Consider the following 25698-nt stretch of genomic DNA (forward strand, 5'->3'; position numbering starts at 1 on the left):
CACCGGCACCCGCGATGCGACGCATGAAGTAATTGGTCGGGCTGACAGGATTTGAACCTGCGACCCCTTGACCCCCAGTCAAGTGCGCTACCAAGCTGCGCCACAGCCCGAGAATTCGTTTCCGAAGAAACAATTTCTTGGTGTTGCCCCGACCGAGGCAACCCGACAAGCATAGCGGATGAACGGGCGCCGTCTTGCCACCTGTAGCTCCGGCGCAGGATGGCGTGGCGACGGCGCCGGTCACCCAGGACTGAGCAATGATCGACTCGTGACGATTGCGACGTGGGTCGAGACGGAGGCCGCTCGTCGGTCGGCACTGTGGCGTGAGCTCCTCGCCCGGGGCGGAGCGCGACGACTCAGTCCCAAGGACGACATCGAGGCGAGAGGGCTCTATCGCGGCCAGGCCGGCATCTTCGCCGACATGAAGGCCGAGTGGGCGAGGGACGGACCGGGGCCCGTCGCGCTCACGCTCGTCCACACTGGCACCTCTTATGACGACGACCTCACGGACGAGGGCCTGCTCTACCACTACCCCTCGACCAATCGTCGGGGAGCGCACGATTCGAACGAGATCACGGCCGTCAAGACCGCGCAAGCTCTGGGCCTGCCGGTCTTCGTCATCTCTCCCGAGCCCGGGGCCGCTTCACTGCGCCGAGTCCGCCTCGGCTACGTCGGCGAGCACGACGACGCCCAGCGAGTCTTCGTCGTCACGTTCTTCGACGAACCGCTTCCCCTGCCCAGACCCTCTGAGCTCCCCGCCGACGACCGTGCCCTCATCCTCTTCGAGCAACTCCCCACACGCACGACGCGCCTCGTCGCTGAACGCCCCAATCAGCTGCGCTTCCGCATCCATGTCCTGCAGCGCTACGGACCGCGGTGCGCCTTCTGCGACATCGACTCCGAGCACCTCGTCCAGGCCGCTCACATCGCCCCGAAGAGTCTCGGCGGCATCGATGAGGCCGCCAACGGTCTTCCACTCTGCGCCAACCACCACCTGGCATTCGATCGCTTCCTGGTCATCGTCGACCCCGACACGCAGCGACTGAGCTACGCGCCGGGCACGGATGCCGAGGCCCTCCGCATCACGCGCGAGGCCCTCACGCACCTGCCTCAGCGTCCGAGCCCGAGGGCGTTGGACGCCCTGTACCGGACCAGGGCCGCACAGAAGGCGATGAGCCGATGGTCGAGGCCGGGTGACGACCGCGACGACGCCTGAGGCCGGCACCGTCACCCCTCCTTCAACCCGTCTGCGCGATCCCCGTCACGACGTGCCGCTGCAGGAAGAGGAACATCACGATCACCGAGTTCGCCCGAACACCAGAACCGCCGCCGGGGCGATCTCGTCGGCACCCGCCGCCACGAGGAGGCGCGGAACGTGTTACGCAGACCACCGATGACAGGCGCGCCCCGCGCCCCCGAGCCCCGCTCGCCTCTGTTGCGCCCCGTTACGGGCACCGCGCGGGCAGCGCCGCCCGCGCCCTACCGTCGTGCCCATGCCCGCTGACCCGACCACCGCCTCCCGCGCCCTTCCACTGCGCCTGCGCGGAGTCGGCCGCACCTTCGGGCGCGACGTGCTGCGCGGGCTCGACCTCGACGTGACGGCCGGCGAGATCGTCGCCGTGCTCGGCCCGTCAGGCTGCGGCAAGTCGACGCTGCTGCGGCAGATCGGCGGGCTCGACCAGCCCGACGTCGGCACGGTGCGCATCGCCGACGACGTCACGCGACCGGCCGACCAGCGGTGCGCGGTCGCGTTCCAGGAGCCGCGCCTCCTGCCCTGGCGCACCCTCCGCGGCAACGTCGCCCTCGGCCTGCCCCGGCGACGGCCCGACGGGTCGTCGCTCACCAAGGCAGCGAAGGAGGCGCGCCTCACGGAGCTCCTCGACCTCGTCCAGCTCGGAGCAGCGGGCGACCTGCGCCCCCGCGAGGTCAGCGGCGGGATGGCCCAGCGCGCCAGCCTCGCCCGGGCCCTCGCCCGCGAGCCCGCTGTCTTGCTGCTCGACGAGCCGTTCGGCGCCCTCGACGCCCTCACCCGGCTGCGCATGCAGGACCTGCTGCTCGACGTCCACGCCTCCCTGCCGACGACCGTCGTTCTCGTGACGCACGACGTCGACGAGGCGCTCTACCTCGCCGACCGCGTCGTGCTGCTCGCCGACCTCGCCGCGAGCGCCGGAGGCGCGACCAGCGTCCAGCGCATCGTGACCGTCCCGGGTGGCCACCCTCGCGACCGCGACGCCCCCGAGCTCGCCGCCCTCCGGCAGGAGCTGCTCGAGGGCCTCGGCGTCCACCGCGCCCACGCCCGGACCGCCTGACCGGCCACCCGCCCCGGCCTGCCGCCCACGACCACATCACCCCCACCACCAGCCCCGCCCCCGACAGCACGGAGACGACCATGACCCGCCACCGCACCTCCCCCTCGCGCCGCACCCGCGCCTCCTTCGCGGCCCTCGGCATGACGGCCGTCGCGGCCCTGGCCCTCACGGGCTGCGTCGCCGGTGAGGACTCCGACGGCGACGCGGCGGCCGCGGCCGGCGGCGACGCCAGCGCCAGCACCGCGGAGTGGAGCGCCGACACCCTCGACATCGACTTCGCCACCTACAACCCGCTGAGCCTCATCGTGAAGGACCAGGGCTCCATCGAGGACGCCCTCGGCGACGACGTCACCGTCACCTGGACCCAGTCGGCCGGCTCCAACAAGGCCAACGAGCTGCTGCGCGCCGGGGCCGTCGACGTCGGCTCGACCGCCGGCTCGGCCGCCCTGCTCGCCCGCTCGAACGGCTCCCCCATCAAGACGATCGACATCTACTCGCAGCCCGAGTGGTCGGCCCTCGTCGTGCCCGGCGACAGCGCGATCACCGACGTCGCCGACCTCAAGGGCAAGACCGTCGCCGCGACGAAGGGCACCGACCCCTACTTCTTCCTGCTGCAGGCGCTCGAGGCGAACGGCCTCAGCCCTCAGGACGTCACGGTGCAGAACCTCCAGCACGCCGACGGCCGCGCCGCCCTCGAGAACGGCAGCGTCGACGCCTGGGCCGGGCTCGACCCCATCATGGCCGCGAGCGAGGCCGAGTCGGGCACGAAGCTGCTCTACCGCAACGTCGACTTCAACACCTACGGGTTCCTCAACGCGACGGAGTCGTTCCTCGACGAGTCGCCCGACCTCGCGCAGGTCGTCGTCGACGCCTACGAGGAGGCCCGCACCTGGGCCGAGGAGAACCCCGAGCAGACCGCCGACATCCTCGCCGGGGTCGCCAGCATCGACCCCGCCGTCGCGACGAGCGTGCTCGAGCGCACCCACTTCGACGTCGACCCGGTGCCCGGCGACGACCAGCGCGCCGTGCTCGAGAAGGTCGCGCCCATCCTCGTCGAGTCGGGCGACGTCGCCTCCGAGGGAGCCGTCGACGACGCCCTCGACTCCCTCTTCGACGACACCTACGCGAAGGCCGCGACGGCGTCGTGACCGACCAGTCGCTCCCGATCGACGGCCGCCGGGCCGAGTCGCTCGCCGTCATCGAGGCCGCGGCCGCGGACGCGCGCGCCGGCGGTGCTGCCGGGTCCGGTGCCGGGGCCAGGTCGGGCTCGCAGGAGTCGCGGGCCGGCACCCCCGCACCGGCCCGCTCCCGGCGCCGCGGCCTGGCACTGCTCGGGGCGATCCTGCCCGTCGCCCTCGTGCTCGCGTGGGTGCTCGCCACCACGGTCGGCGACCTCCCGGCCTACAAGGTCCCCTCGCCGCTCGACGTCTGGACGGCGGGCGTGCAGCTCGCCGGCACCGGGCAGCTCGGCCAGTACGTCGCGATCTCGGTGCAGCGGGTGCTGATCGGCTTCGCGGTCGGCTCGGTCGTGGGGCTCGTGCTCGGCGCGGTGGTCGGGCTGTCGCGGGTCGGCGAGGCGCTGCTCGCGCCGTCGATCGCCGCGGTGCGCGCGGTGCCGTCGCTGGCCTGGGTGCCGCTGCTCATCCTCTACCTCGGCATCGGCGAGGACTCGAAGATCACCCTGATCGCGATCGGTGCGGCCTTCCCCGTGTTCACCACGGTCGCCGGCTCGCTCCGGCACGTCGACCCGCACCTCGTGGAGGCGGGCCGCGCCTACGGCCTCGGCCCCGTCTCGCTCTTCGCCCGGGTGCAGCTGCCAGCCGTGCTGCCGTCGCTCGTGTCGGGGCTGCGGCTGGCCCTGGCGCAGTCGTGGCTGTTCCTCGTCGCGGCCGAGCTGATCGCCTCGTCGATGGGCCTCGGCTTCCTGCTCAGCGACTCGCAGGCGAACGGCCGCGTCGACCGGATGTTCCTCGCGATCATCCTGCTCGCCGTGCTCGGCACCCTCACCGACGCGGTGCTGAACCTGCTGCAGAAGGTGCTGCTCCGCCGCTGGCGCTAGCCGCGACGGCAGCAGCAGCGGCGACGGCGACAGCAGCGCCGACACCCGTCAGCGCCGGTCGCGCCCGCCCTTCGCCGGCCGCGGGAACGCCTCGCGCATGTGGTCGCTGGTCAGCAGGTCGCCGATCCCGATCATGATCAGCGAGAAGACGATCTGCTCGACGACCATCCAGAACGGGTACAGCCCGGGGATGGTCGCGACGACGAGCGTGACGATCGGGAAGATGCGGCTGAACAGCCTCAGCCGGGCGTAGGCCCACCACCAGCCGAGCTGCGCGCGCCAGGCGAAGACGTAGAGCGTCGCGGTGAGGAAGAGCACGACGGTCGACCGGAACCAGACCGCCCACGGCACGTGCTCCCCACGCGCCGTCAGCACGGCCGCGATGAAGATCGCGGTGAGGCCGACGACGGTCTCGGCGAGCAGCAGCCAGCGGATGCCCATGAACGCCCGCACCGTGCGCGGGTGCTCCCGCATGTCTTCGTGGATGACGTAGCTCGCCTGCCGCCCGCCCGCGAGGCGGTCCAGCCGGAGGCGCCGCCACAGCTCGTCGGCCGCATCGCTCAGCCGCGTGGTCGCCTCGGCACCCTCCCGGGGTCGCACCACGCCGTCTCGCACAAGTCGCACGACCCCATCGTGCACCATCCCGCCCGCTACTCCGCGCGGATGTCCCACGGGTAGCCGTCGCGCTCGGGCACGAGCTCGAAGCAGGGCCCGAACGACATGATCTGGACGACGTCGCCGAGCATGCCGACCATGTAGCTCTGCGCCCCCGACCCCACGAGGTAGAAGCCGTCGCCGGCCTGGCGGGGGTCACCGACGACGACCGAGAACTCGGAGGCACGCGCCCACGTCGCCCGGAGACGCTCGGCCATCTCCTCGAGGTCGGGGGGCCGCGACACCCGCACCGTCGTGTGGCTCGCCCACGAGACGCCCCCGTTCGAGCAGTCCATGATGACGCCGCTCGTGTCGGGCTCGACGGCGAGCACCAGCTCGGCGGGCACGAACGAGGCGAGGTCGGCCTCGACGGCCTTGACGTCGACCTTGATCTCCGCCAGCGGCTGCCGCGAGATCGGCACCGGCGTCCGGTCGGCCCGGGGCCCTGTCAGCATGGAACATCCTCCCGTCGCCACCGCGACCGCCGAGGCCACGGCGACGACCGCGACCCACCTCTGCAGCGCCCTCATCGGGGCCACACGTCCTTGCGCTCGAGCTCCGCCAGCAGCTGACCGAGCACGAGCCTGTTCTCGACCTCGGTCGTCGCGACGAGGCCGTGGTTGGCCGCGAGCACCTCGAACCACTCCGTGACCGGCGAGCCGAGCTCGAGAGCGCGGTCGCCGTCGCTCTCGAACACCTGGTCCTCGAAGACCACCATCGACTGGGGGTCCCTCCCTGCGTAGACACCGCCGGTCGCCTGGGCCAGCCCGAGGGCGTCGCGGTAGCGCAGCGAGTCGTACTCGGTCGACGGGTCGGGCTGCCAGTCGTCCACGGCGCCCGCCCCCGCGAGCGACACCACGTGGTCGTACCGGGCCCCGGCCACCTCCGAGGCCAGCACGTCGGCGAGGCCCCAGCTGTGCCCGACGGCGACCTCGACGGGCGGCGCCGACCGGAAGAGCGGGTCGGCGTGCAGGCCCCGCTGGAAGGCGGCCAGGCGGTCTCCCGACTCGCGGGCGTAGCCCTGGTCGTTCGCCTCGAGCAGGCCGGGCACGAGGCCCATCGTCTCCGTCGGGGCGACCACGCCGCCCCCTCCGGGGAAGCGGCCGTCCTTGTAGACGAAGGCGACGCTGTCGACGGAGTCGGTCTCGACGAGCCAGGTGCCCACCGACTGCGTGCCCCCGCTCTCCGCCCAGAACCCCGTCATCTCCGAGAACGTGCCGGGCACGTACGTGTACACGCGCTCGGGCGGAGCCTCCCAGTCGCCGACCATCTCGACGATGCGGTCGCCCTCGCGGTCCCACGTGTAGAGCTGCACCGCCGGCGGCACCGCCGCGGCGCGCGACAGGTACTCGTTCTCCCGCCGCAGCGCCGTCACGAGCCCGTCCATCACGGCGCCTCGCTCCGGGTCGTCGAGCACCCCCGCGATCGTCCGCTCGTTCTCGGCGATCTGTCGACGCGCGGCGATCCCATTGGCCCGGACGCGGGCGCCCGGCGGCAGGCCGTCCAGTGCGCCGAAGAGGCCGGGCGCCCCCGCCAGCAGCGCCCGCTGCGCCGCGGAGAAGCCGTCCTCGTCGAGCGCGACGTCGACGCCGAGCGACTCCCACCAGCCGCGCACCTCCTCGGGCGCCGCCTGGCCGACGAGCACGGCCAGCAGCGGCACGTCGGCCAGCAGCGACGCCAGCTCGAACGGCGTCAGCCCCGTCACGACCCCCAGCGCACCCTCCGGGCTCGTGACGCCGCGGGCGGCGTCGGCGGCCTCGACGAGCGCTCCGACCGCTCCCCCGCCGTGCAGGGCCGAGAGGAGGCGGTGGTCGGCTGCCCGCCGCCGATCGACGAGCTCGGCCCACCGTCGCCCCACCACGCCGAGCTCGGCGACCGCGTCGACGATCCGCCGCTCGAGGGCCGACCGCTCGACGTGCCGGTGATCGGCGGGCGTCGAGACCCCGGGCAGATCGACCCGCAGCTCCGCCTCCGCCTCGAGGACGACCAGGGTGGCCGACGCGTCGTCCCGCGCCTCCTCCGCCCTCGCCCGCGCCTGCTCGAGCAGCCGCTGAGCGGCGGCGATGTCGACGAGCTCCCTCGCGTAGCCCTCGAGGGCGGCGCCGTGCTCGTCGACCGTCGACAGAAGCACGTCGAGCTCCCGCACGATCGCCTCCGCCTCCGCGACGAAGGCACGACCCGACTCGGCCTGCCACGAGGTCGCCGCCCACTCGCCACAGCGCACCGCGTGGTAGCGCCCGAGGTCGAGGTCGTCGACCTTCTCCCGTCGCCGGCGCGCGAGCCGCTCGACCTCGCCGGCGTCGCCCCGCCCGGGGTCGCCCTCGTGCCCGGTCACCGTCGACCGCCCCCTGCCACGCCCGCCACGCCCGCCGTGCCCGCCGCCCCCGTCCGGCCCGCCACCACGCCCACCAGCGACTCGTCCGCCGCGCGCAGCTCCTCCGCGAAGCGGCGCGGCAGCCGCGCCGCGTCCGTGATCGCCGCGACCAGGCGGTCGACCCGGCGTGCCAGGTGGCGGCTCACCTCCGCGAGGGCGGCCGCGACCTCGCCCGAGCCGAGCGCCGCCGTGCAGTCGCCCGTCAGCTGGTGGGAGAAGGGCAGGTCGTCGCGCGCGTGCGCCATCACCTCGGCCATCTCGCCCAGCGCGTCGAGATCGACGCTCACCCCTGTCGTCATGCCGCGGCCCTCCGCATCTTCGTCGATATACGTCATGTGACGTACGGACGACCCTAGCAACACGAACGCCCGGCGTGGACGGGGTCCACACCGGGCGTCGTGCTCCAGCGGCTGTGAGGGGAACGGCCCGGGGGCCGCCCGGTCAGGGGCGCTTGCGCTTCTCGCGCACCCGCATGTTCACCGTGATTGGCGTGCCCTCGAAGCCGAAGATCTCGCGCAGGCGACGCGTGATGAAGCGACGGTACTGCGGGTCGAGGAAGCCGGTCGTGAACAGCACGAAGGTCGGCGGGCGGTTGGCCGCCTGGGTGCCGAACAGGATGCGCGGCTGCTTGCCCGAGCGCAGCGGGTGCGGGTGCTCCGCGACCAGCTCGGCGAGCAGGGCGTTGAACTTGCCGGTGGGGATGCGGGTGTCCCACGAGTCGAGCGCGAGCTCGAGGGCGGGCACGAGCTTCTCGAGGTGGCGGCCGGTCCGGGCCGAGATGTTGACGCGCGGCGCCCACGACACGTGGTCCAGGTCTTGCTCGATCTCGCGCTCGAGGTAGCGGCGGCGGTCGTCGTCGAGGAGGTCCCACTTGTTGAAGGCGAGCACGAGCGCGCGGCCCGACTCGAGCACCAGGTCGATGATGCGGAGGTCCTGCGTCGAGATCTGCTCGGTGACGTCGATGACGACGACGGCGACCTCGGCCTTCTCCAGCGCCGCCGACGTGCGGAGCGACGCGTAGAAGTCGGCGCCCTGCTGCAGGTGGACGCGCTTGCGGATGCCGGCGGTGTCGACGAAGGTCCACACGCGGCCGGCGATCTCGACCTGCTCGTCGACCGGGTCACGGGTGGTGCCGGCCAGTTCGTTGACGACGACCCGCTCCTCCCCCGCGGCCTTGTTCAGCAGCGAGCTCTTGCCGACGTTCGGGCGCCCGAGGATGGCGACGCGGCGGGGGCCGCCGATCTCCTCCTTCGCGACGGTCGAGACGGCGGGCAGCTTGGTCATGACCAGGTCGAGCAGGTCGGCCACGTTGCGGCCGTGCAGCGCCGACGCGGGGAAGGGCTCGCCGAGGCCGAGCGACCAGAGCGCGGCCGCCTCCAGGTCCTTCCGGGCGTCGTCGCTCTTGTTGGCGACGAGGATGACGGGCTTGTGCGAGGCACGGAGCATCCGCACGACGGCCTCGTCGGTGGCGGTCGCCCCGACGTTGACGTCGACGACGAAGAGCACGGCGTCGGCCAGGTCGACGGCGATCTCGGCCTGGAGCGCCACGGACCGGTCGATGCCGATCGCGCCGGGCTCCCACCCGCCGGTGTCGACGAGGGTGAAGCGGCGCCCGCCCCACTCGGCCTTGTACGAGACGCGGTCACGCGTCACGCCGGGCTTGTCCTCGACGACGGCCTCGCGGCGGCCGAGGATGCGGTTGACCATCTGGCTCTTGCCGACGTTGGGGCGGCCGACGATCGCCAGCACCGGCAGGGCCGGCGCGTAGGTGAGCGCGTTCGGGTCCCACTCGCCGCCGTCGAGCACGTCGAGGTCGGTGTCGTCGAGCTCGTAGTCGGCGAGGCCGGCGCGGAGGGCGCGGGCGCGCTGCTCGGCGTCCTCGTCGGGGATCGTCTGGATCCGCTCGACCATCGAGTCGTCGAGCGCGGGGTACTTGTCGTCGTCTGCCATGGAGGCTCCTAGGAAGTGGGGGTGCTCGTCTGCACGAGCTCGACCACGGCCTGCACGGTCTGGTCGAAGTCGAGGTGGGTGGAGTCGACCGTCGAGACGCCGGGGGCGGCGGTCATGAAGTCGACGACCTTGCTGTCGAGCCGGTCGCGGGTCGAGAGCTGCCGAGCGGTCTCCTCGGCGCTCTGCCCGGTGACCTCGGCTGAACGCCTGGCCATCCTAGCTTCTTCGCTCGCCGTCAGCAGGATCCGCACCTGGGCGTCCGGCGCGACCACGGTCGTGATGTCCCGGCCCTCGGTGACGATGCCGGCCTTGTCGGTCGAGGCGATCACGCGACGGAACAGGTCGACCATGTAGCGCCGCACCTCCGGCACCTTCGCGACGTGGCTGACGGCGCCGGTGACGCGGGGCGTGCGGATCTCGTCCGTCACGTCGACGCCGTCGACGGTCACCGAGGAGGCGCGGTGCGGGTCGATCTCGATCGCGTACCGGAACGAGGGCAGCGCGCCCACGATCGCGTCCGCGTCGTCGAGGTCGACGGCCGTCTGCAGGGCGTGCAGGGCGAAGGCCCGGTAGGCGGCGCCGGTGTCCTGGTAGTCGAAGCCGAGGGCGATCGCTGAGGCGCGGCTGACGCTCGACTTGCCGCTGCCGGCGGGGCCGTCGACGGCGACGACGACGTGGCGGTGCACGGCCTCGGCGGTCTCGTCGCGCAGCTCGGCGGTGTGCGCCTCGCCGGCGGGGCCGCCGACGCCGTGCTCACCCGGCGAGCGCTCCACCCCGAGGTCGGCACCGGTCAGGTCGGCACCGGCGCCGCCGTCCGTGGCGCTCACGCGACACCTCCGACGACGGTCCAGCCGCGCTGCTGCAGCTCGGCGACGAGCCGGTCTTCTTGTTCGGGCACGATGGACACCTCCGCGAGTCCGACCAGCGCGCCGGGCGAGTGCTCCAGCCGCAGGTCTTCCAGGTTGACGCCGATCTCACCGATCTCGGTGAGCAGGCGGGCGAGCTGGCCCGGCGTGTCGTCGACCATGACGACCACCGAGCGGAACTGGGTCGACTGGCCGTGCTTGCCGGGCAGCCGTGAGACGCCGGCGTTGCCGGCTCCGATGAGGTCGGCCACGGCGCGCCGCGCGCCGGGGGCCGAGGGGGCGTCGAGCGCCGTGACGACGCCGTCGAGGTCGTCGCGCAGCTCGCGGAGCACCGCGGCGACGCGCGGCGCGTTCGCCCCGAGGATCTGCACCCACAGGGCCGGGTCGCTGCTAGCGATGCGCGTGACGTCGCGCACCCCGCCGCCGGCCAGGGCGAGGGAGGCGTCGGGCGCGTCGCGCAGACGCGCCGCCGTGAGGCTCGCCACGACCTGCGGCACGTGGCTGACGAGGGCGACGCCGGCGTCGTGCTCCTCCGGCGTCATCTCGATCGGGGTCGCCCCGAGGTCGAGCGCGAGGTCCTCGACGAGGGCCGCGCGCCGGTAGCTGATCTCGTCGTGCCCGGCGATGACCCACGGGCGGCCGACGAAGAGGTCGGCGCGGGCCGAGACGGCCCCGCCGCGCTCGCGCCCGGCCATGGGGTGCGAGCCGATGTAGCGCGAGACGTCGGCGCCGAGCGCGACGAGCTCGTCGAGGGGCAGGCCCTTGACCGACGCGACGTCGGTGACCAGCGCCTCCGGGTGGGCCTGCAGCTCGCGGTGCACGATCTCGGCGGTGACGTCGGGCGGCACCGCGACGACGACGAGCACGGGGGCGTCGTCGGCGGCGGGCACGCGGCCGGCGCCGTAGTCGACGGCGAGCGCGCGCGCCGACGGCGAGACGTCGTCGAGCACGACGTCCACCCCGTGTTGGCGCAGGCGCAGGCCGATGCTGGTGCCGAGCAGGCCCGCGCCCACGACGCGCACCTGGCCGGCGAGGCGGCGGCTGCCGTCGACGAGGTCCCCGACGGTCACCGCCGTCGCCGGCTCAGGCAGCGTCGAGGAGTCGCGGGTCGGGTCGGTCACGACCGGCCGCCTCCCCGGGGCCCACGGCCGTCGCCGTCGGGGCGGCCGCGGTACGGACGGTCGCCGCCGCGGTCGTCGCGCCGGTCGTCACGGCCGCCACGGTCGTCGCGGCCCTGGTAGCCGCCGCGCGAGGGCCCGCCACGGTCGTCACGACCCTGGTACCCACCCCGCGAGGGCCCGCCACGGTCGTCACGACCCTGGTAGCCGCCCCGGTCGCCCGAGCGGTCGTCGCGACCCTGGTAGCCACCGCGCGAAGGCCCGCCACGGTCGTCACGACCGTGGTAGCCACCCCGCGACGGTCCACCACGGTCGTCACGACCCTGGTAGCCACCACGGTCGCCCGAGCGGTCGTCACGGCCCTGGTACCCGCCACGCGAGGGGCCACCACGGTCGTCGCGACCCTGGTACCCACCCCGTGAGGGCGCACCACGGTCGCCCGAACGGTCGTCGCGACCCTGGTATCCGCCGCGCGAGGGGCCGCCACGGTCGTCACGCCCCTGGTACCCACCCCGCGACGGCGCACCACGGTCACCCGAGCGGTCGTCACGACCCTGGTACCCGCCGCGGTCGCCCGTGCGGTCGTCGCGGACGGGGTACTCGCGGCCTCCGCGGCCGGCTCCGGGGCCACCGGCGCGGACGCCGGAGGGACGGCCCGTGCGCGGGTCGCGGTTCGCGTCGCGGTTCGGGTAGCCCGCCGCGCGCTCCTCACCGGCGCTCAGCGGACGGTCGCCGCCCCGCGACGCACCGCCACGGTCGTCGCGGGAGACGAAGCCCCCGCGCTCAGGACGCGAGCCACGGTCGTCGCGCGACACGAAGCCACCGCGGTCGGGCCGCCCGACACGGTCGTCGCGACCCTGGTAGCCACCACGGTCGGGTCGCCCGCCACGGTCGTCGCGACCCTGGTAGCCGCCACGCTCGGGTCGCCCGCCACGGTCGTCGCGACCCTGGTAGCCACCACGCTCGTCACGGGCAGGACGCCCGCCGCGGTCGTCACGGCCCTGGTACCCGCCACGCTCGTCGCGCGCGGCCGGACGGCCACCACGGTCGTCGCGACCCTGGTACCCACCGCGGTCGTCGCGCGCCGGGCGCGCACCGCGCTCGTCGCGGGGCTCGCGGCGGCCGGCCTGCTGGCGGCGCACCTCGGCCCGGCGCGACGGAGCGGCCGAGGCGTCGCCCTTGAAGCCGGACGGCCCGCGGCGGCGCTTCGCGTCGCGAGCGTCGGTCTCGGGATCGAACTCCTCGTCGTCCTCGTCGTAGTACTCCTTCTCGACCTCGGCCTCGTGGAGGGGCACCTCGACGACGTCGGCCTCGTCGACCGGCGCGTCGGCGCTCTCGGTGACGGGCATCGCGTCGACGCGGGGCGACGGGGAGGCGTCGCGCGAGATGGTGAGGATGGCCCCGAGCTCCGCCTTGTTCAGCGAGCGCATGTGGCCGACCTTGAGCGTGCCGAGGTGCAGCGGCCCGAACGACCGGCGCACCAGGTCGATGACCGGGTGCCCGACCGCCTCGAGCATGCGGCGCACGACGCGGTTGCGCCCCGAGTGCAGGGTGATCTCGATGAGCGACGAGTCGGCGGAGCGCGACAGCCCCGCGCCTCCCCCGACCACCGCGGCCTTGTCGGCCGCGATCGGGCCGTCGTCGAGCTCGACGCCCGAGAGCAGCTCGGCGATGACGGCCGGGGTCACGAGGCCCTTGACCTTGGCGATGTAGGTCTTGGTGACGCCGAACGACGGGTGGGCCAGGACGTGCGCGAGCTCGCCGTCGTTCGTCAGCAGCAGCAGTCCGCTGGTCTCGACGTCGAGGCGGCCGACGTTGAACAGGCGCTCCTCGTAGTCGCTGGTGAACTGCGTCAGGTCGGGGCGGCCGTTCTCGTCGCTCAGGGTGCTGACGACGCCGACCGGCTTGTTCAGCATCACGTAGCGGCGCGTCGAGTCGAGCTGCACGGCCGTGCCGTCGACGACGACCTTGTCGGTCGCGGGGTCGATGCGGCGACCGGCCTCGGTCACGACCTTGCCGTTGACCGTGACGCGGCCGGCGGCGATCAGGTCTTCCGAGACGCGGCGCGAGGCGACGCCGGCGGCGGCCATGACCTTCTGGAGGCGCTCGCCCGAGGGCAGGTCGTCAGAGGTGGGGGTGGTGTCAGTGGGCATCGTCGAATCCTCCGGATCCGTCGGAGAGGAGCGGGGAGATCAGCGGGAGCTCGTCGAGCGAGCTGATGCCGAGGTGGGTCAACAGGAGTTCCGTCGTTTCGTAGGTGGTGGCGCCCGTCTCGGGATCGGTGGACGATTCCGTGACCAGGCCTCGACCCAGCAGCGTGCGGACGACCGAGTCGACGTTCACCGCGCGGATCTGCGCGATGCTGCTGCGGGTGATGGGTTGCTTGTAGGCGATGACCGCCAGCGTCTCGAGAGCCGCCTGCGACAGTCTGGACGGGTTCTGCGTCATCACGAAATCCCTGACGACGGGGTCGTGCTCCTCGCGGACGTAGAACCGCCAGCCGACGCCGACCTCGCGCAGCTCGAAACCGCGCCGCACGCCGCCGTCCACGCCGTCGAAGTCGGCGACCAGCGCCTCCACCGCCCGGCGCACGACAGAGACGGGCTCGCCGACCGCGGTGGCGAGGTCGACGAGCGACTGCGGCTCGTCCGCGACCATCAGCAGCGCCTCCAGGCGCCGCTCGACGGCCACGGCGACGGTCGTCACAGGGTCAGTCGTCACAGGGTCAGCCGTCATAGTCGGCCCCCAGCGCGGCGAGGCTCTCGTCCGTCCAGGTCTCGGCGACCCAGCGCACGCTGAGCTCCCCCAGCGGCTCGATCTGCTCGAACGACACCGACCCGTGCCGGTAGAGCTCGAGCAGCGCGAGGAAGCGGGCGACGACGACGCCCTTGACGTCGACCCCGGAGACGAGCTCGCGGAAGGTCAGCAGCCCGCGCCCGCGCAGCAGCGCGACGACGACGGCGGCCTGCTCGCGGATGCTGACGAGCGGCGCGTGCAGGTGGTCGAGGCCGATGGTCGGCACCTCGGCCGGGGTCAGCGCGAGCGTGGCGAGGGCGGCGAAGTCGTCGGGCCTGAGGGTCCAGACGAGCTCCGGCGTCGTGACCCGGTACTTCTCCTCGAGCCGCACCGACCGGGCGTGCCGTGCGGCCTCGGCGACCGACCGCTCGGCGAACCACTCGGCGGCGAGCTTGAACGCGCGGTACTGCAGCAGGCGGGCGAAGAGCAGGTCGCGGGCCTCGAGCAGGGCGACGTCCTCCGCGTCGACGAGCTCGCCCTGCGGCAGCAGCCCGGCGACCTTGAGGTCGAGCAGGGTCGCGGCGACGACGATGAAGCCGCTGGCCTGGTCGAGGTCGGCGTCGGTGTCGAGCCGTCGGAGGTGGGCGAGGAACTCGTCGGTGACGGCGCTCAGCGCGACCTCGGTGACGTCCATCTCACGCTTGCTGATCAGTGTCAGCAGCAGGTCGAACGGGCCGGTGAAGTTGTCGAGGGCCACGGCGAAGCCGGGCACCTCCGGCGGCACGGGCGCGTCGCCCCGTGCCGAGGCACCGCCGTGCGCGACGTCGCTCCGCCCGGGAGCGACGCCGACCGTCACCGTCGTGGCCGGCTCAGGCTGCGGCACCACGCGCGATCAGCTCTCGGGCCAGCTGGCGGTACGCCTGGGCCGCGGGGTGCTCGGGCGCGAACTTCGTGATCGGGGTCCCGGCGACGGAGGCGTCGGGGAACTTGACGGTGCGGCCGATGACGGTCTCGAGCACCTCGTCGCCGAACGCCTCGACGACGCGCTCGAGCACCTCGCGGCTGTGCAGCGTGCGCGAGTCGAACATCGTCGGCAGGATGCCGTCGAGCTCGATGGCGGGGTTGAGCCGGTCGCGCACCTTCTCGATGGTCTCGACGAGCAGCGCGACGCCGCGGAGGGCGAAGAACTCGCACTCGAGCGGGATGAGCACGCCGTGCGCCGCGGTGAGGGCGTTGACGGTCAGCAGCCCCAGCGAGGGCTGGCAGTCGATCAGGATGACGTCGTACTCGGCGCTGACCTGGCGGAGGATGCGCGCGAGGATCTGCTCGCGGGCCACCTCGTTGACGAGGTGCACCTCCGCGGCGGAGAGGTCGATGTTGGCCGGCATGACGTCGAGGCCCTCGACGCGGGTCGGCACGATGACGTCGTGCGCGTCGCGGACGGCGCCGATCATGAGGTCGTAGATCGTCGACTGGTCGTGCGACTGCACGCCGAGGCCGGCGGTGAGGGCGCCCTGCGGGTCGAAGTCGATGGCGAGCACGCGGCGGCCGTACTCGGCGAACGCGGCGCCCAGGTTGATGGTCGTCGTGGTCTTGCCCACGCCGCCCTTCTGGTTGCAGAGCGTGATGATGCGCGCGGGGCCGTGGCTCGCCAGCACGTCGGGCGTCGGGAACTCGGTGCGGGGGCGCCCCGTCGGGCCGTTCGCGGGGACGGCCGCCGGAGCGCTCTCGAAGAGGGCGGGTGTGCTCGGGGTCGGCTGGGTGCTCACGGGCTCCATAGTACGAGCGCCCCCGAGCGGGGCGCGGCTGCCGCGCCCGGCCCGTGCACAGGAAGCCTCATGCGGCAGGTGAAGGTCTGACGGCCTTCCGGGCCCGGGGGTGGGCAGTCGAGTACATGTCGCGGAGAGCGTCCGCCGTGACCAGCGTGTAGATCTGCGTCGTGGCCACCGACGAGTGCCCGAGCAGCTCCTGCACGACACGCACGTCGGCCCCGCCCTCGAGCAGGTGGGTGGCGAACGAGTGGCGCAGCGTGTGCGGCGACACGTCGAGGCCCAGCTCGGCCCGGTCGGCCGCGCCGCTGATCACCAGCCAGGCGTTCTGCCGCGAGAGCCGGGCGCCCCGCGCGCCGAGGAAGAGCGCGGGGGTCGCGTCGCCCCGGGCCGAGAACTCGGGCCGGCCGCGCACCAGCCAGGCGTCGAGCGCCCGCCGGGCGTAGCTGCCGAGCGGCACGAGCCGCTGCTTGCCGCCCTTGCCGAACAGCCGCACGACGTCGCCCGCGACCACGTCGTCCACGTTCAGCGACACCGCCTCGCTGACCCGGGCACCGGTCGCGTAGAGCAGCTCGAGCAGCGCCTTGTCGCGCACGCGCGCGGGCTCGTCGCCGTCGGTCGCGGCGAGCAGCGCCTCGACCTGGGCGACCGAGATCGCCTTGGGCAGCCGCGACGGCAGCTTGGGCGGCCGGGTCGTGGCGGCCGGGTCGACCTCGAGCAGCCCCTCCTCCACCAGGAACCTGTGCAGGCCCCTCACCGACGACAGCACCCGGGCCACGCTGGAGGCGCTGAGCGGCTTCTCCGGCCGGGTCGCCAGCGCGACGGGGAACGACGCCACGTCGCCCGGCTCGACCTCGTCGACCGAGTCCCGCCCGAGCGCCGCCAGGTGCGCCTGCCAGAGCACGAGGTCGCGGCGGTAGGCCGCGGTCGTGTTCGGGGAGAGGCCGCGCTCGACGGTGACGTGGCGCAGGTACCGGGCCACCGCCTCCTCGACGGTCGTCACGGCCTGCCGCCCCGTCGGGCCGTCAGCGGGCCGCGACCGCGGCGAGCGCCGCGATGCTGAGGATGGAGTTGTGCAGCCGGCCGGCGAGCACGCCCTCCACGACCTCGTCGAGGCTGACCCACCGCGTCACGATGTCGGCCTCCTCGTCGGAGCGGTCGAACGCCCCCTCGGTCGCGCTGACGCCCGTGGCCCGGTAGACGGTGACCATCTCGTCGTTGCCGCCGGGGGAGGTGTGGAACGAGACCAGCTCGTCCCACGTGGTCGCCTGGAGGTCGGCCTCCTCCATCAGCTCGCGCTTCGCGGCGTCGAGCTTGCTCTCGCCCTCGGCGTCGAGCAGCCCCGCGGGCAGCTCCCAGTCGCGCGAGCGGATGGGGTGGCGGTACTGCTGGATGACGAGCACGCGGTCCTGGTCGTCGACCGCCAGGACGGCGACGGCGCCCGTGTGCGCGACGTACTCGCGCACCATGGGCGAGCCGTTGTAGTCGACGGTGTCGCGGACGACGTTCCAGACCGCTCCCTCGAACACCGTCTCCGAGCTCGTCACCTCGGGGGCCGCGGGCTCGTCGCGCAGCAGCTCTCCCTCGGCGCCCATCAGGCCACGACCTCGGCGGCGTCCGTCGCGCCGGGCGTGGCGCCGTCCGCGTCGTCGGCGAAGAGCTTGCTCGAGTTCTGACGCTCGAGCGACGCCTCGACCAGGCCGCTGAAGAGCGGGTGGGCGTGGTTCGGGCGCGAGCGCAGCTCGGGGTGCGCCTGCGTGCCGATGTAGAACGGGTGCACGGCGCGGTCGAGCTCGACGTACTCGACGAGGGTGCCGTCGGGCGACGTGCCGGAGAAGACCAGGCCGGCGTCGGCGATCTGCTGGCGGTACTGGTTGCTGACCTCGTAGCGGTGGCGGTGGCGCTCCTCCACGAGCTCCGAGCCGTAGAGCTCGGCGGCGAGCGAGCCGGTCTGCAGAGCGGCCGGGTAGAGGCCGAGGCGCATGGTGCCGCCGAGGTCGCCGCCCGCGATGATGTCGACCTGCTCGGCCATCGTCGCGACGACGGGGAACTCGGTCTCGGGGTCGAACTCGGACGAGGAGGCGCCGGTCAGGCCGGCCTCGTTGCGCGCGTACTCGATGACCATGCACTGCAGCCCGAGGCAGAGGCCGAGCGCGGGCACGCCGTTCTCGCGGGCGAACTTCAGCGCGCCGAGCTTGCCCTCGATGCCGCGGATGCCGAAGCCTCCGGGCACGCAGATGCCGTCGACCTGGCTGAGCGCCTTCGCGGCGCCCTCCGGGGTCTCGCAGTCGTCGGAGGGGATCCACACGAGCTTGGCCTTCGCCTGGTGCGCGAAGGCGCCGGCCCGGAGCGCCTCGGTGACGGAGAGGTAGGCGTCGGGCAGGTCGATGTACTTGCCGACGAGGCCGATGGTGACCTCGTGCTTCGGCTGGTGCACCGCGTCGAGCACGGTCTGCCAGCCCGACCAGTCGACCTCGCCGGCCTTCTCGGCGAGGCCGAGGTGGCGGATGATGTAGCTGTCGAGGCCCTGGTCGTTGAGCATCGACGGGATGTCGTAGATGCTCGCGACGTCCTTCGCGTTGACCACGGCGTCCTCGTCGACGTCGCACATCAGCGCGATCTTGCGCTTGTTGGCGTCGCTGACGGGACGGTCGCTGCGGAGCACGAGAGCGTCGGGCTGGATGCCGATCGAGCGGAGCGCGGCGACGGAGTGCTGGGTGGGCTTGGTCTTCTGCTCGCCCGAGGCGCCCATGTAGGGCACCAGCGAGACGTGCACGAAGAAGACGTTCGACCGGCCGAGCTCGTGGCGCACCTGGCGGGCCGACTCGATGAACGGCTGGCTCTCGATGTCTCCGACGGTGCCGCCGACCTCGGTGATGATGACGTCGGGCTTCAGCTCGCCCTCGGCCTGCTGCCGCATGCGGCGCTTGATCTCGTCGGTGATGTGCGGGATCACCTGGACCGTGTCGCCGAGGTACTCGCCGCGGCGCTCCTTGGCGATGACGGTCGAGTAGATCTGGCCCGTGGTGACGTTGGCGGCCTGGTCGAGGTTGATGTCGAGGAACCGCTCGTAGTGACCGATGTCGAGGTCGGTCTCGGCGCCGTCGTCGGTCACGAAGACCTCGCCGTGCTGGAAGGGGTTCATCGTGCCCGGGTCGACGTTGAGGTACGGGTCGAGCTTCTGCATCACGACGCGGAGGCCGCGGGCGGTCAGCAGGTTGCCGAGGCTGGCGGCCGTGAGGCCCTTGCCGAGCGACGAGACCACGCCGCCGGTGACGAAGATGTGCTTCGTGACGGCCGCGGGAGCGGCTGCCGTGGACGAGGGGACCTCAGAAGGGCCACCCCCGTCGATCGAGGAGGAATCAAGGCCCGAGTTCTGTTCGTTCACCACGGGGTTCCATCCTATGTCACGCGGGGGCCCGTCGGCACCCCGCTGTCGGGTCACGGGCGCCGGTCGGCGCCGGCGGAGGCCAGCTGGAGGAGCTCGCGGGCGTGGTCGAGCCCGCTCGCGCTGTCGGGCAGGCCCGAGAGCAGGCGTGCCATCTCGGCCACGCGCTCGTCGCCGTCGAGCTGCTGGACGCTGCTCGCGGTGACCTCGCCCGAGGCGTCCTTGACGACGCGGAGGTGGTTCGTGGCGAAGGCGGCGACCTGCGCGAGGTGCGTCACGACGATCACCTGGGCCCGTTCGGCGAGAGCCGCCAGGCGGCGGCCGATCTCGATGGCCGCGGCGCCGCCGACGCCGGCGTCGACCTCGTCGAAGACGAACGTCGGCACCTCGCTCGACCCGGCCATGACGACCTCGAGGGCGAGCATGACGCGCGAGAGCTCGCCGCCCGAGGCGCCCTTGCCGAGCGGGCGCGGCTCGCTGCCCGGGTGCGGGCGCAGCAGGAGCGCCACGGCGTCGGCCCCGGACGCGCCCAGCTCGCCGCGGGGCGAGACCTCGACGACGATCTCGGCGCCGGCCATCGCCAACGCGCGGAGCTCCGCGCTGACCCGGCTCGACAGGTCCGCTCCGGAGGCGCGGCGCAGGTCGGTGAGGACGCTCGCCCTGGCCTCCGCCTCCGCCCGGAACTGCTCGACCTCGTCGTCGAGCTGCACCAAGCGGTCGTCGTCGCTGTCGAGCTCGACGAGACGGCGGCTGCCCTCGTCGAGCAGGCGCAGCGCGTCGTCGACGGTCGGGCCGTGCTTGCGGAGCAGCGAGCCGATCTCGGCCCGCCGCGTCTGGACGACCTCCAGGTCGCCGGCCGCGTCGGCGTCGAGGCTGCCGAGGTAGCTGGAGAGCCGCGACGACGACTCGCTGACCTGGACGCTGACCTCGGCGAGCAGGTCGGCGATCGGCTGCAGCGCGGCGTCGTGCGGGGCCACCCGCTCGACCTGGCGCCGTGCCTCCTCGACGAGCGAGAGGACGTCGCGGGTGCCGTCGACCGCGTCGGTGGACAGGATCTCGTGGGCCAGCCCGGCGGCGAGCCTCAGGTCTTCGGAGTTGCTGAGCCGCTCGGCCGTGGCGTCGAGCTCGTCGAGCTCGCCCGCGACGGGCGAGACCGCCTCGATCTCGTCGATCGCCTCGCGCAGCGCCTCGGCCTCGGCCCGGCGGGCGTCGCGGTCGCGGGTGATCTCGTCGAGCTCCGCCCGCGCCGCTTGCCAGGCGTCGTAGGCCGACCGGTACGACGTGGCCGCCTCGGCGAGAGGGGCGCCGCCGTGGGCGTCGACGGCGGCGCGCTGCGCCTGCGCCGACTTCAGCCGGATCTGCTCGCTCTGACCGTGCACCACGACGAGGTGGTCGGCGAGGTCGCCCAGGACGCCGATCGGGGCGGTGCGCCCGCCCACGACGGCCCGGCTGCGGCCCTCCGCCGAGACGACGCGGCTGAGGAACAGCTCGCCGTCGTCGACGTCTCCCCCGGCGTCGCGCACGCGCGAGACCACCGAGCCCTCCTCGGGCACGACCCAGCGGCCGTCGACGACCGCCTGGGCGCTGCCGGAGCGGACGATGCCGCTCTCGGCCCGCTGGCCGAGCAGGAGGCCGAGGGCGGTCACGACCATGGTCTTGCCCGCGCCGGTCTCGCCGGTGACGGCCGTGAACCCGGGGCCGAGGGGCAGGGTCGCCCGCCCGATGACGCCGAGGTCGCGGATCGCGATCTCCTCGATCACTCGGCGGCCGCCTGGTCGGGCCCGCGCCAGCCGGTGACCGGGAGGTGGAACTTCGCCACGAGGCGGTCGGTGAACGGCCCCTGGCGGAGGCGCGCCAGCAGCACCGGCTGCGTCGAGCGGGTGCACTCCACCCGGGCCCCGGGCGGCAGGTCGTGCTCGCGTCGGCCGTCGCACCAGAGGATGCCCTTGGCGTCGGTGCGGTTCATCACCTCGACGGCGAGGGTGGAGTCGGGGCCCACCACGAGCGGGCGGGCGAAGAGCGCGTGGGCGCTCAGCGGCACGAGGAGCAGCGCCTGCACCTCGGGCCAGACCACGGGGCCGCCGGCCGAGAACGAGTAGGCGGTCGAGCCGGTCGGGGTCGACATGACGACGCCGTCGCAGCCGAAGGAGGAGAGCGGCCGCCCGTCGACCTCGATGACGACCTCGAGCATCCGCTCGCGGGACGCCTTCTCGACCGTCGCCTCGTTCATCGCCCAGGTGCGGTAGACGACCTCGCAGTCGGTGGTGACCGTGACGTCGAGGGCGAACCGCTCCTCCACGTCGTAGTCGGCGGCGAGGACGCGCTGCACCGTCTCGGTCATCTCGTCGCGCTCGCTCTCGGCGAGGAAGCCGACGTGGCCGAGGTTGACGCCGATGATGGGCGACCGGGTGCCGCGCACGAGCTCGGCCGCGCGGAGGATGGTGCCGTCGCCGCCGAGCACGATGACGCACTCGAGCTGGTCGGCCAGGACGTCGTCGCCGAGGATGTGGACCTCGCCGACCTCGGGGGCCGCGACGCGGATGTCGTTCCACTCGTCGAGGGGCAGGACGGGCACGACACCGGCCGCGCGCAGGAGGCCGCAGACCTCCAGCGCCGCCCCGATGGAGTCCGGTCGCCCCGTGTGCGAGACGACGAGGATGTGTCGTGTCGAAGTGATCTCTCTCACGCTCCCGTCGTGGTGTCTGCCGTGCTCAGCCATTCTGTCGGATTCGTCCCGGTCGAGGCCGAGAAGTGCACCACGTACTCCTTGTTGCCCGCCGTCCCGACGATCGGTGAGGGGATGAGCCCCGCCGTGCCGAGGCCGAGGTCGTGGGCAGCCCAGAGCACGGTCGTCACGGCCTCGGCGCGCAGCGCCGGGTCGTGCACGATGCCCTCGCGGACGCCTTGGCGGCCGACCTCGAACTGCGGCTTGACGAGGAGGACGAAGTCGGCGCCGGTGCCGAGCGACGCGGTGAGCGCGGGGAGGACCATCGTCAGCGAGATGAACGAGAGGTCGGCCACGACGAGGTCGACGTCGTCGGCCCGGTCGGTGAGGCCGCGCAGCTGCTCGGCGGTGAGGTAGCGGGCGTTGACGCCCTCGACGACGGAGACGCGGCGGTCCGAGCGCACCGACGGCGACAGCTGCCCGTGGCCCACGTCGAGGGCGACGACGTGCTCCGCGCCGCGCTCGAGCAGCACCTGGGTGAAGCCTCCGGTCGAGGCGCCCACGTCGAGGGCGGTGCGACCAGTGGGGTCGACGCCGAACGCGTCCAGGGCGCCGACGAGCTTGTGGGCGGCGCGGCTGACGTAGTGGTCGAGGCCGGCGACCTCGACGCGGTCGGTGACCGAGACACGGGCGGAGGCCTTGACGGCGCCCGTGCCGTTGACGGTCACGAGGCCGTCGGCGAGCAGCCGGGCGGCGTGGGTGCGGGACCGCGCGAGGCCCCGGCGGGCGAGCGCGGCGTCGAGGCGCTCGTCGACGGCCTCGGCCGCGACCGGCTCGTCGGCCACGGGCTCGGGCGCCGAGGTGCCGCGTCCGGAGCGGAGGGGCTTCCCCGAGGCGTCGACCGTCACCGGGGGCCTGCCGCGCCGTCGGCCGTCGTGCCCTCGAGCACGCCACGCAGCTCGTCGTGGAGGGCGGCGAACGAGTCGGCCCGCGACTCCAGCGGGGACCCCTCGACCTGGCGGAGGCGCGCCTCCAGGCCCGGCACCGCCGGCGGACGGTCGTCCGTGCGCTCGCGCTCGGAGCGCTCGTGCCCGGGGTCGTCGATCTGCTGCATGGTGGCGTCCACCCTAACCGTCGGGGTGGAGGGCCGGGTCGATGTCGAGCCCGTAGATCGCACGCCCCGTGCCCCACACGGCGGCGGCGCCGGCACGGAGCAGGTCGACGGGGTCGGGGCCGGGCGTCATGACCCGGACGGTGCCGCCGCGCACGGCGACGCTCGCGCCGCGCACGGTCACGACGTGCACGTCCCCCTCGTCGTGCTCGACGACCTCGGGGTAGGGCTGCGAGAGCTCACGGAGGTCGCCGAGCACGAAGTCCGGCCGCGACCGCGCGTCGGCGGCGAGGAGCTGCTTGGCTCCGTCGATGCCGGTGAGCACCAGCACCGAGACGAGGCCGGCCTCGTTCGCGCCGACGACGTCGGTGTCGAGGCGGTCGCCGATGAACAGCGCCTTCGTGGCGCCGAAGCGCTCGACGGCAGCGTGGTAGATCGGGGTCTCGGGCTTGCCCGCGGTGACCGGCAGTCGCCCGACGGCCGTGTGCACGGCCGACACGAGGGTGCCGTTGCCGGGAGCGGTGCCGCGCTCCTGCGGGATGGTCCAGTCGGTGTTCGTGGCGATCCACGGGATGTCGGCGGCCAGGGCGTACGACGCCTCGGCGAGGTCGGCCCAGCCCACGTCGGGGCTGAAGCCCTGCACGACGGCCGCGGGGTGGTCGTCGGCCGACCGCGTGACGACGAAGCCCTCCTGCTCGAGCACGGAGGTCAGGCCGACCCCGCCCACGACGAGGACGGTCGAGCCGGCCGGCACCGCGTCCGCGAGGAGGCGCACGGCCGCCTGCGGGGAGGTCACCACGTCGTCCTCCCCCACCGCCAGCCCGTAGCCGGAGAGCTGCTCAGCCACCGTGGCCGCGGTGCGCGACGCGTTGTTGGTGATGTAGCCGACACGGTGGGTGCGGGAGGCGGCGGTCAGGCTCTCGACAGCGTGCGGCACGGCAGCGCGGCCCCGGTACACGACGCCGTCGAGGTCGGCCAGCACCGTGTCGACGCCGTCGAGCGGCGACGGACCGTCAGCCACGGTCGTCGGCCTGCTCGTCGTGGGACTGCTCGTCCTGGGGCTGCTCGTCCTGGGACTGCTCGTCCTGGGACTGCTCGCCGTCGCCGTGCTCCTCGCCGCCGTGGTCTTCCTCAGCGTCCTCGTCGTCCGCAGCCTCCTCGTCGTCCGCAGCCTCCTCGTCGTCAGCAGGCGAGTCGACGACGTCGTCCGTCCCCTGCTCGTCCCCGGCAAGGGCATCCGCGTCCCCGGGGTCCTCGTCGTCGGAGGTGACCTCGGCGGTCACGCCCTCGACGTCGATCCACTCGTCGTCGAGGTCGACCTCGAGCTCCTCCTCGACGATCTCGACGGTCTCGAGGTCGTCTGCGCCGGCGAGAGCGTCGAGAGCAGCGGACGCGCGCTCGGAGAGGGCACGCCACTCGTCGCCCTCGGACTCCCGACCGAGGTCGTCGAGCACCGTCGCGTACGCGTCGAAGAGCGCAGGGCTGTACGAGAAGGCCTTCTTGCGGTCGAGCTGGGGTATCTCGAGCTCACGCAGGGCGGCGTCGGGCTGACCGAGATCGAGGCGCGCGCCCGACATCGCGATGGCGAGCTGCACGCGGACGGGAACGTCGAGCGTGGCCACGTCGACCGAGCGGCCCAGCTCGAGGGCGCGCTCCGGACGCTCGAGGCCTCGCTCGCTGTCGACCATCAGGGGCAGGTGGTCGTCACGACCGGAGATGCGACGGTAGGTGCGCAGCTCGCGGAGGGCCATGGCGTAGTCGCCGACGGTGTAGGCCGTGATGGCGATCGTCTCGCGCACGACGCCGATGCGGCCGGCACGACGACCGGCCGAGAGGGCGTGCTTGTGCGCCTCCTCCGGGTCCTCGTCGATGAGGCGACCTGCCATCACGAGGTGCTTGGCGACCCAGTCGGCGTTCTCCTTGCTCAGCGTCTTGAGCTCGCCACGAGCGACCTTGTCCAGGTCGCGGGGCTCCACGTCGTCAGGGACGTGGGCGACCTCCTGGGCCGGCCGGACGGACTTCAGGCCGTACGGGTCGCGCTCTTCCGGTGTCTGGCGATCCCGCGAGTTGAAGGAGTCGCGGCCACCGCCACGACCGCCGGCTGCGGCCCCGCGGCCGGGCGCGCCCCGACGGTCGCCCCCGCCCGGGCGGTCGGACCGCTGGCGGCGGTCGCCGTAGGACGGACGGTCCGAGCGCTGCGGGCGATCACCCGAAGGGCGGTCGGACCGCTGCGAACGGTCACCGTACGACGGGCGATCTGACCGCTGCGGGCGATCACCCGAAGGGCGGTCGGACCGCTGGGAACGGTCACCGTACGACGGACGGTCAGAACGCTGCGGTCGGTCGCTGGACGGACGATCGGACCTCTGAGGCCGATCTCCCTGACGGGGGCCAGAACCCGACCGGCGGTCAGCCGAGCCGCGCTGCCCATCGGGGCTGCCCTGTGCCGGGCCTCGCGCGTCACGGCGTCCGCCGTCACGACCGCTGCCGGAGCCTGTGGAGCCGCCAGAGGAAGGGGAACGTCGGGGCCGGTCGTCTCGGTCGTCGTCGCGGTCGCTCACAGAGGTTCTCCTCGGGTCTTCTGGCTGCTGTTGTGTTGTGGCGCCCCGACTCTATCTCAGGGCCTTCGCCCGGGAAGGGCGGACAAACACGAAAGGCCCCTCCTGTGGAGGGGCCTTTCGGTGTGCCAGTCATGCTGG

The 25698-nt window shown here is 73.3% G+C and carries 23 protein-coding genes, 1 tRNA gene and 1 pseudogene; 4 read left to right on the forward strand and 21 right to left on the reverse strand.

Annotated features, from left to right (window positions below; all coding sequences use genetic code 11):
- Positions 1-33: 33 nt before the first annotated feature.
- Positions 34-110 (reverse strand) — tRNA-Pro (locus tag IFT72_RS06330).
- A 68-nt stretch (positions 111-178) separates the two neighbouring features.
- On the opposite strand from IFT72_RS06330, the gene IFT72_RS06335 reads away from it, so the two are divergent.
- The 4 genes from IFT72_RS06335 to IFT72_RS06350 all read left to right on the forward strand — a co-directional run bounded on the left by IFT72_RS06335 (position 179) and on the right by IFT72_RS06350 (position 4368).
- Complete coding sequence (locus IFT72_RS06335; protein WP_192045826.1) at positions 179-1216, forward strand: HNH endonuclease; 1038 nt, start codon at positions 179-181, stop codon at positions 1214-1216.
- Positions 1217-1493: 277 nt separating this feature from the next.
- The gene (locus tag IFT72_RS06340; RefSeq protein ID WP_192045827.1) at positions 1494-2309 is read left to right on the forward strand and encodes an ABC transporter ATP-binding protein; all 816 of its coding nucleotides are present in this window, start codon (positions 1494-1496) and stop codon (positions 2307-2309) included.
- Positions 2310-2389: 80 nt separating this feature from the next.
- Positions 2390-3457, forward strand: a complete 1068-nt coding sequence (locus IFT72_RS06345; protein WP_192045828.1) for an aliphatic sulfonate ABC transporter substrate-binding protein — start codon at positions 2390-2392, stop codon at positions 3455-3457.
- A gap of 50 nt (positions 3458-3507) precedes the next feature.
- Positions 3508-4368: an ABC transporter permease subunit gene (locus IFT72_RS06350; RefSeq protein WP_192045928.1), complete on the forward strand. Its 861-nt coding sequence runs from the start codon at positions 3508-3510 to the stop codon at positions 4366-4368.
- Between the two features lie 48 nt (positions 4369-4416).
- Here IFT72_RS06350 and IFT72_RS06355 read toward each other — a convergent pair whose 3' ends face one another.
- The 20 genes and pseudogenes from IFT72_RS06355 to IFT72_RS15955 all read right to left on the reverse strand — a co-directional run bounded on the left by IFT72_RS06355 (position 4417) and on the right by IFT72_RS15955 (position 24975).
- The gene (locus tag IFT72_RS06355) at positions 4417-4911 is read right to left on the reverse strand and encodes a hypothetical protein (RefSeq protein WP_371741202.1); all 495 of its coding nucleotides are present in this window, start codon (positions 4909-4911) and stop codon (positions 4417-4419) included.
- Between the two features lie 107 nt (positions 4912-5018).
- The gene (locus tag IFT72_RS06360; protein WP_192045829.1) at positions 5019-5477 is read right to left on the reverse strand and encodes a hypothetical protein; all 459 of its coding nucleotides are present in this window, start codon (positions 5475-5477) and stop codon (positions 5019-5021) included.
- Between the two features lie 71 nt (positions 5478-5548).
- Positions 5549-7357: a hypothetical protein gene (locus IFT72_RS06365; protein WP_192045830.1), complete on the reverse strand. Its 1809-nt coding sequence runs from the start codon at positions 7355-7357 to the stop codon at positions 5549-5551.
- Complete coding sequence (locus IFT72_RS06370; RefSeq protein ID WP_156369946.1) at positions 7354-7695, reverse strand: hypothetical protein; 342 nt, start codon at positions 7693-7695, stop codon at positions 7354-7356. Before IFT72_RS06370 ends, IFT72_RS06365 begins: the two co-directional genes overlap by 4 nt.
- 142 nt (positions 7696-7837) lie before the next feature.
- Positions 7838-9346: a ribosome biogenesis GTPase Der gene (gene der, locus IFT72_RS06375; protein WP_056055401.1), complete on the reverse strand. Its 1509-nt coding sequence runs from the start codon at positions 9344-9346 to the stop codon at positions 7838-7840.
- Positions 9347-9354: 8 nt separating this feature from the next.
- Positions 9355-10032: a (d)CMP kinase gene (gene cmk / locus IFT72_RS06380; RefSeq protein ID WP_056056002.1), complete on the reverse strand. Its 678-nt coding sequence runs from the start codon at positions 10030-10032 to the stop codon at positions 9355-9357.
- Between the two features lie 137 nt (positions 10033-10169).
- Positions 10170-11282, reverse strand: a complete 1113-nt coding sequence (locus tag IFT72_RS06385; protein WP_192045930.1) for a prephenate dehydrogenase — start codon at positions 11280-11282, stop codon at positions 10170-10172.
- A gap of 1409 nt (positions 11283-12691) precedes the next feature.
- Positions 12692-13483 (reverse strand): annotated as a pseudogene (locus tag IFT72_RS15950) (pseudouridine synthase); the annotation flags it as partial.
- A complete protein-coding gene (gene scpB, locus IFT72_RS06395; protein ID WP_192045831.1) occupies positions 13473-14066 on the reverse strand; it encodes an SMC-Scp complex subunit ScpB in 594 nt (197 codons plus the stop codon). The gene scpB and the pseudogene IFT72_RS15950, both read right to left, overlap by 11 nt.
- Entirely contained in the window at positions 14056-14850 is a 795-nt protein-coding gene (locus IFT72_RS06400) for a ScpA family protein (protein ID WP_371741203.1), read from the reverse strand. The genes scpB and IFT72_RS06400 overlap by 11 nt, the downstream gene beginning before the upstream one ends.
- Before the next feature lie 85 nt (positions 14851-14935).
- Positions 14936-15844: a ParA family protein gene (locus IFT72_RS06405; RefSeq protein ID WP_192045832.1), complete on the reverse strand. Its 909-nt coding sequence runs from the start codon at positions 15842-15844 to the stop codon at positions 14936-14938.
- A 58-nt stretch (positions 15845-15902) separates the two neighbouring features.
- Positions 15903-16838 (reverse strand): site-specific tyrosine recombinase XerD, encoded by a 936-nt coding sequence (gene xerD, locus IFT72_RS06410; RefSeq protein ID WP_192045833.1) that lies wholly within the window; start codon positions 16836-16838, stop codon positions 15903-15905.
- Positions 16839-16860: 22 nt separating this feature from the next.
- Positions 16861-17430 (reverse strand): NUDIX hydrolase, encoded by a 570-nt coding sequence (locus tag IFT72_RS06415; RefSeq protein WP_056055410.1) that lies wholly within the window; start codon positions 17428-17430, stop codon positions 16861-16863.
- Positions 17430-19187 (reverse strand): CTP synthase, encoded by a 1758-nt coding sequence (locus tag IFT72_RS06420; RefSeq protein ID WP_192045932.1) that lies wholly within the window; start codon positions 19185-19187, stop codon positions 17430-17432. Before IFT72_RS06420 ends, IFT72_RS06415 begins: the two co-directional genes overlap by 1 nt.
- A gap of 89 nt (positions 19188-19276) precedes the next feature.
- Entirely contained in the window at positions 19277-20983 is a 1707-nt protein-coding gene (gene recN, locus IFT72_RS06425; protein ID WP_192045834.1) for a DNA repair protein RecN, read from the reverse strand.
- The gene (locus IFT72_RS06430) at positions 20980-21942 is read right to left on the reverse strand and encodes an NAD kinase (protein WP_185232930.1); all 963 of its coding nucleotides are present in this window, start codon (positions 21940-21942) and stop codon (positions 20980-20982) included. Before IFT72_RS06430 ends, recN begins: the two co-directional genes overlap by 4 nt.
- Positions 21906-22733 carry a TlyA family RNA methyltransferase gene (locus IFT72_RS06435; protein WP_185234027.1) on the reverse strand — a complete coding sequence of 276 codons (828 nt, stop codon included), beginning with the start codon at positions 22731-22733 and terminating at the stop codon, positions 21906-21908. Before IFT72_RS06435 ends, IFT72_RS06430 begins: the two co-directional genes overlap by 37 nt.
- Before the next feature lie 59 nt (positions 22734-22792).
- Positions 22793-23002 carry a hypothetical protein gene (locus IFT72_RS06440; RefSeq protein ID WP_192045933.1) on the reverse strand — a complete coding sequence of 70 codons (210 nt, stop codon included), beginning with the start codon at positions 23000-23002 and terminating at the stop codon, positions 22793-22795.
- A gap of 13 nt (positions 23003-23015) precedes the next feature.
- A complete protein-coding gene (locus IFT72_RS06445) occupies positions 23016-24020 on the reverse strand; it encodes an HAD-IIA family hydrolase (RefSeq protein WP_371741193.1) in 1005 nt (334 codons plus the stop codon).
- Positions 24013-24975 carry a hypothetical protein gene (locus IFT72_RS15955; RefSeq protein ID WP_371741194.1) on the reverse strand — a complete coding sequence of 321 codons (963 nt, stop codon included), beginning with the start codon at positions 24973-24975 and terminating at the stop codon, positions 24013-24015. Before IFT72_RS15955 ends, IFT72_RS06445 begins: the two co-directional genes overlap by 8 nt.
- Positions 24976-25698: the final 723 nt, after the last annotated feature.

It is taken from the genome of Frigoribacterium sp. CFBP 8754 (genome assembly GCF_014841815.1).
Taxonomy (GTDB): Bacteria; Actinomycetota; Actinomycetes; order Actinomycetales; family Microbacteriaceae; genus Frigoribacterium; species Frigoribacterium endophyticum.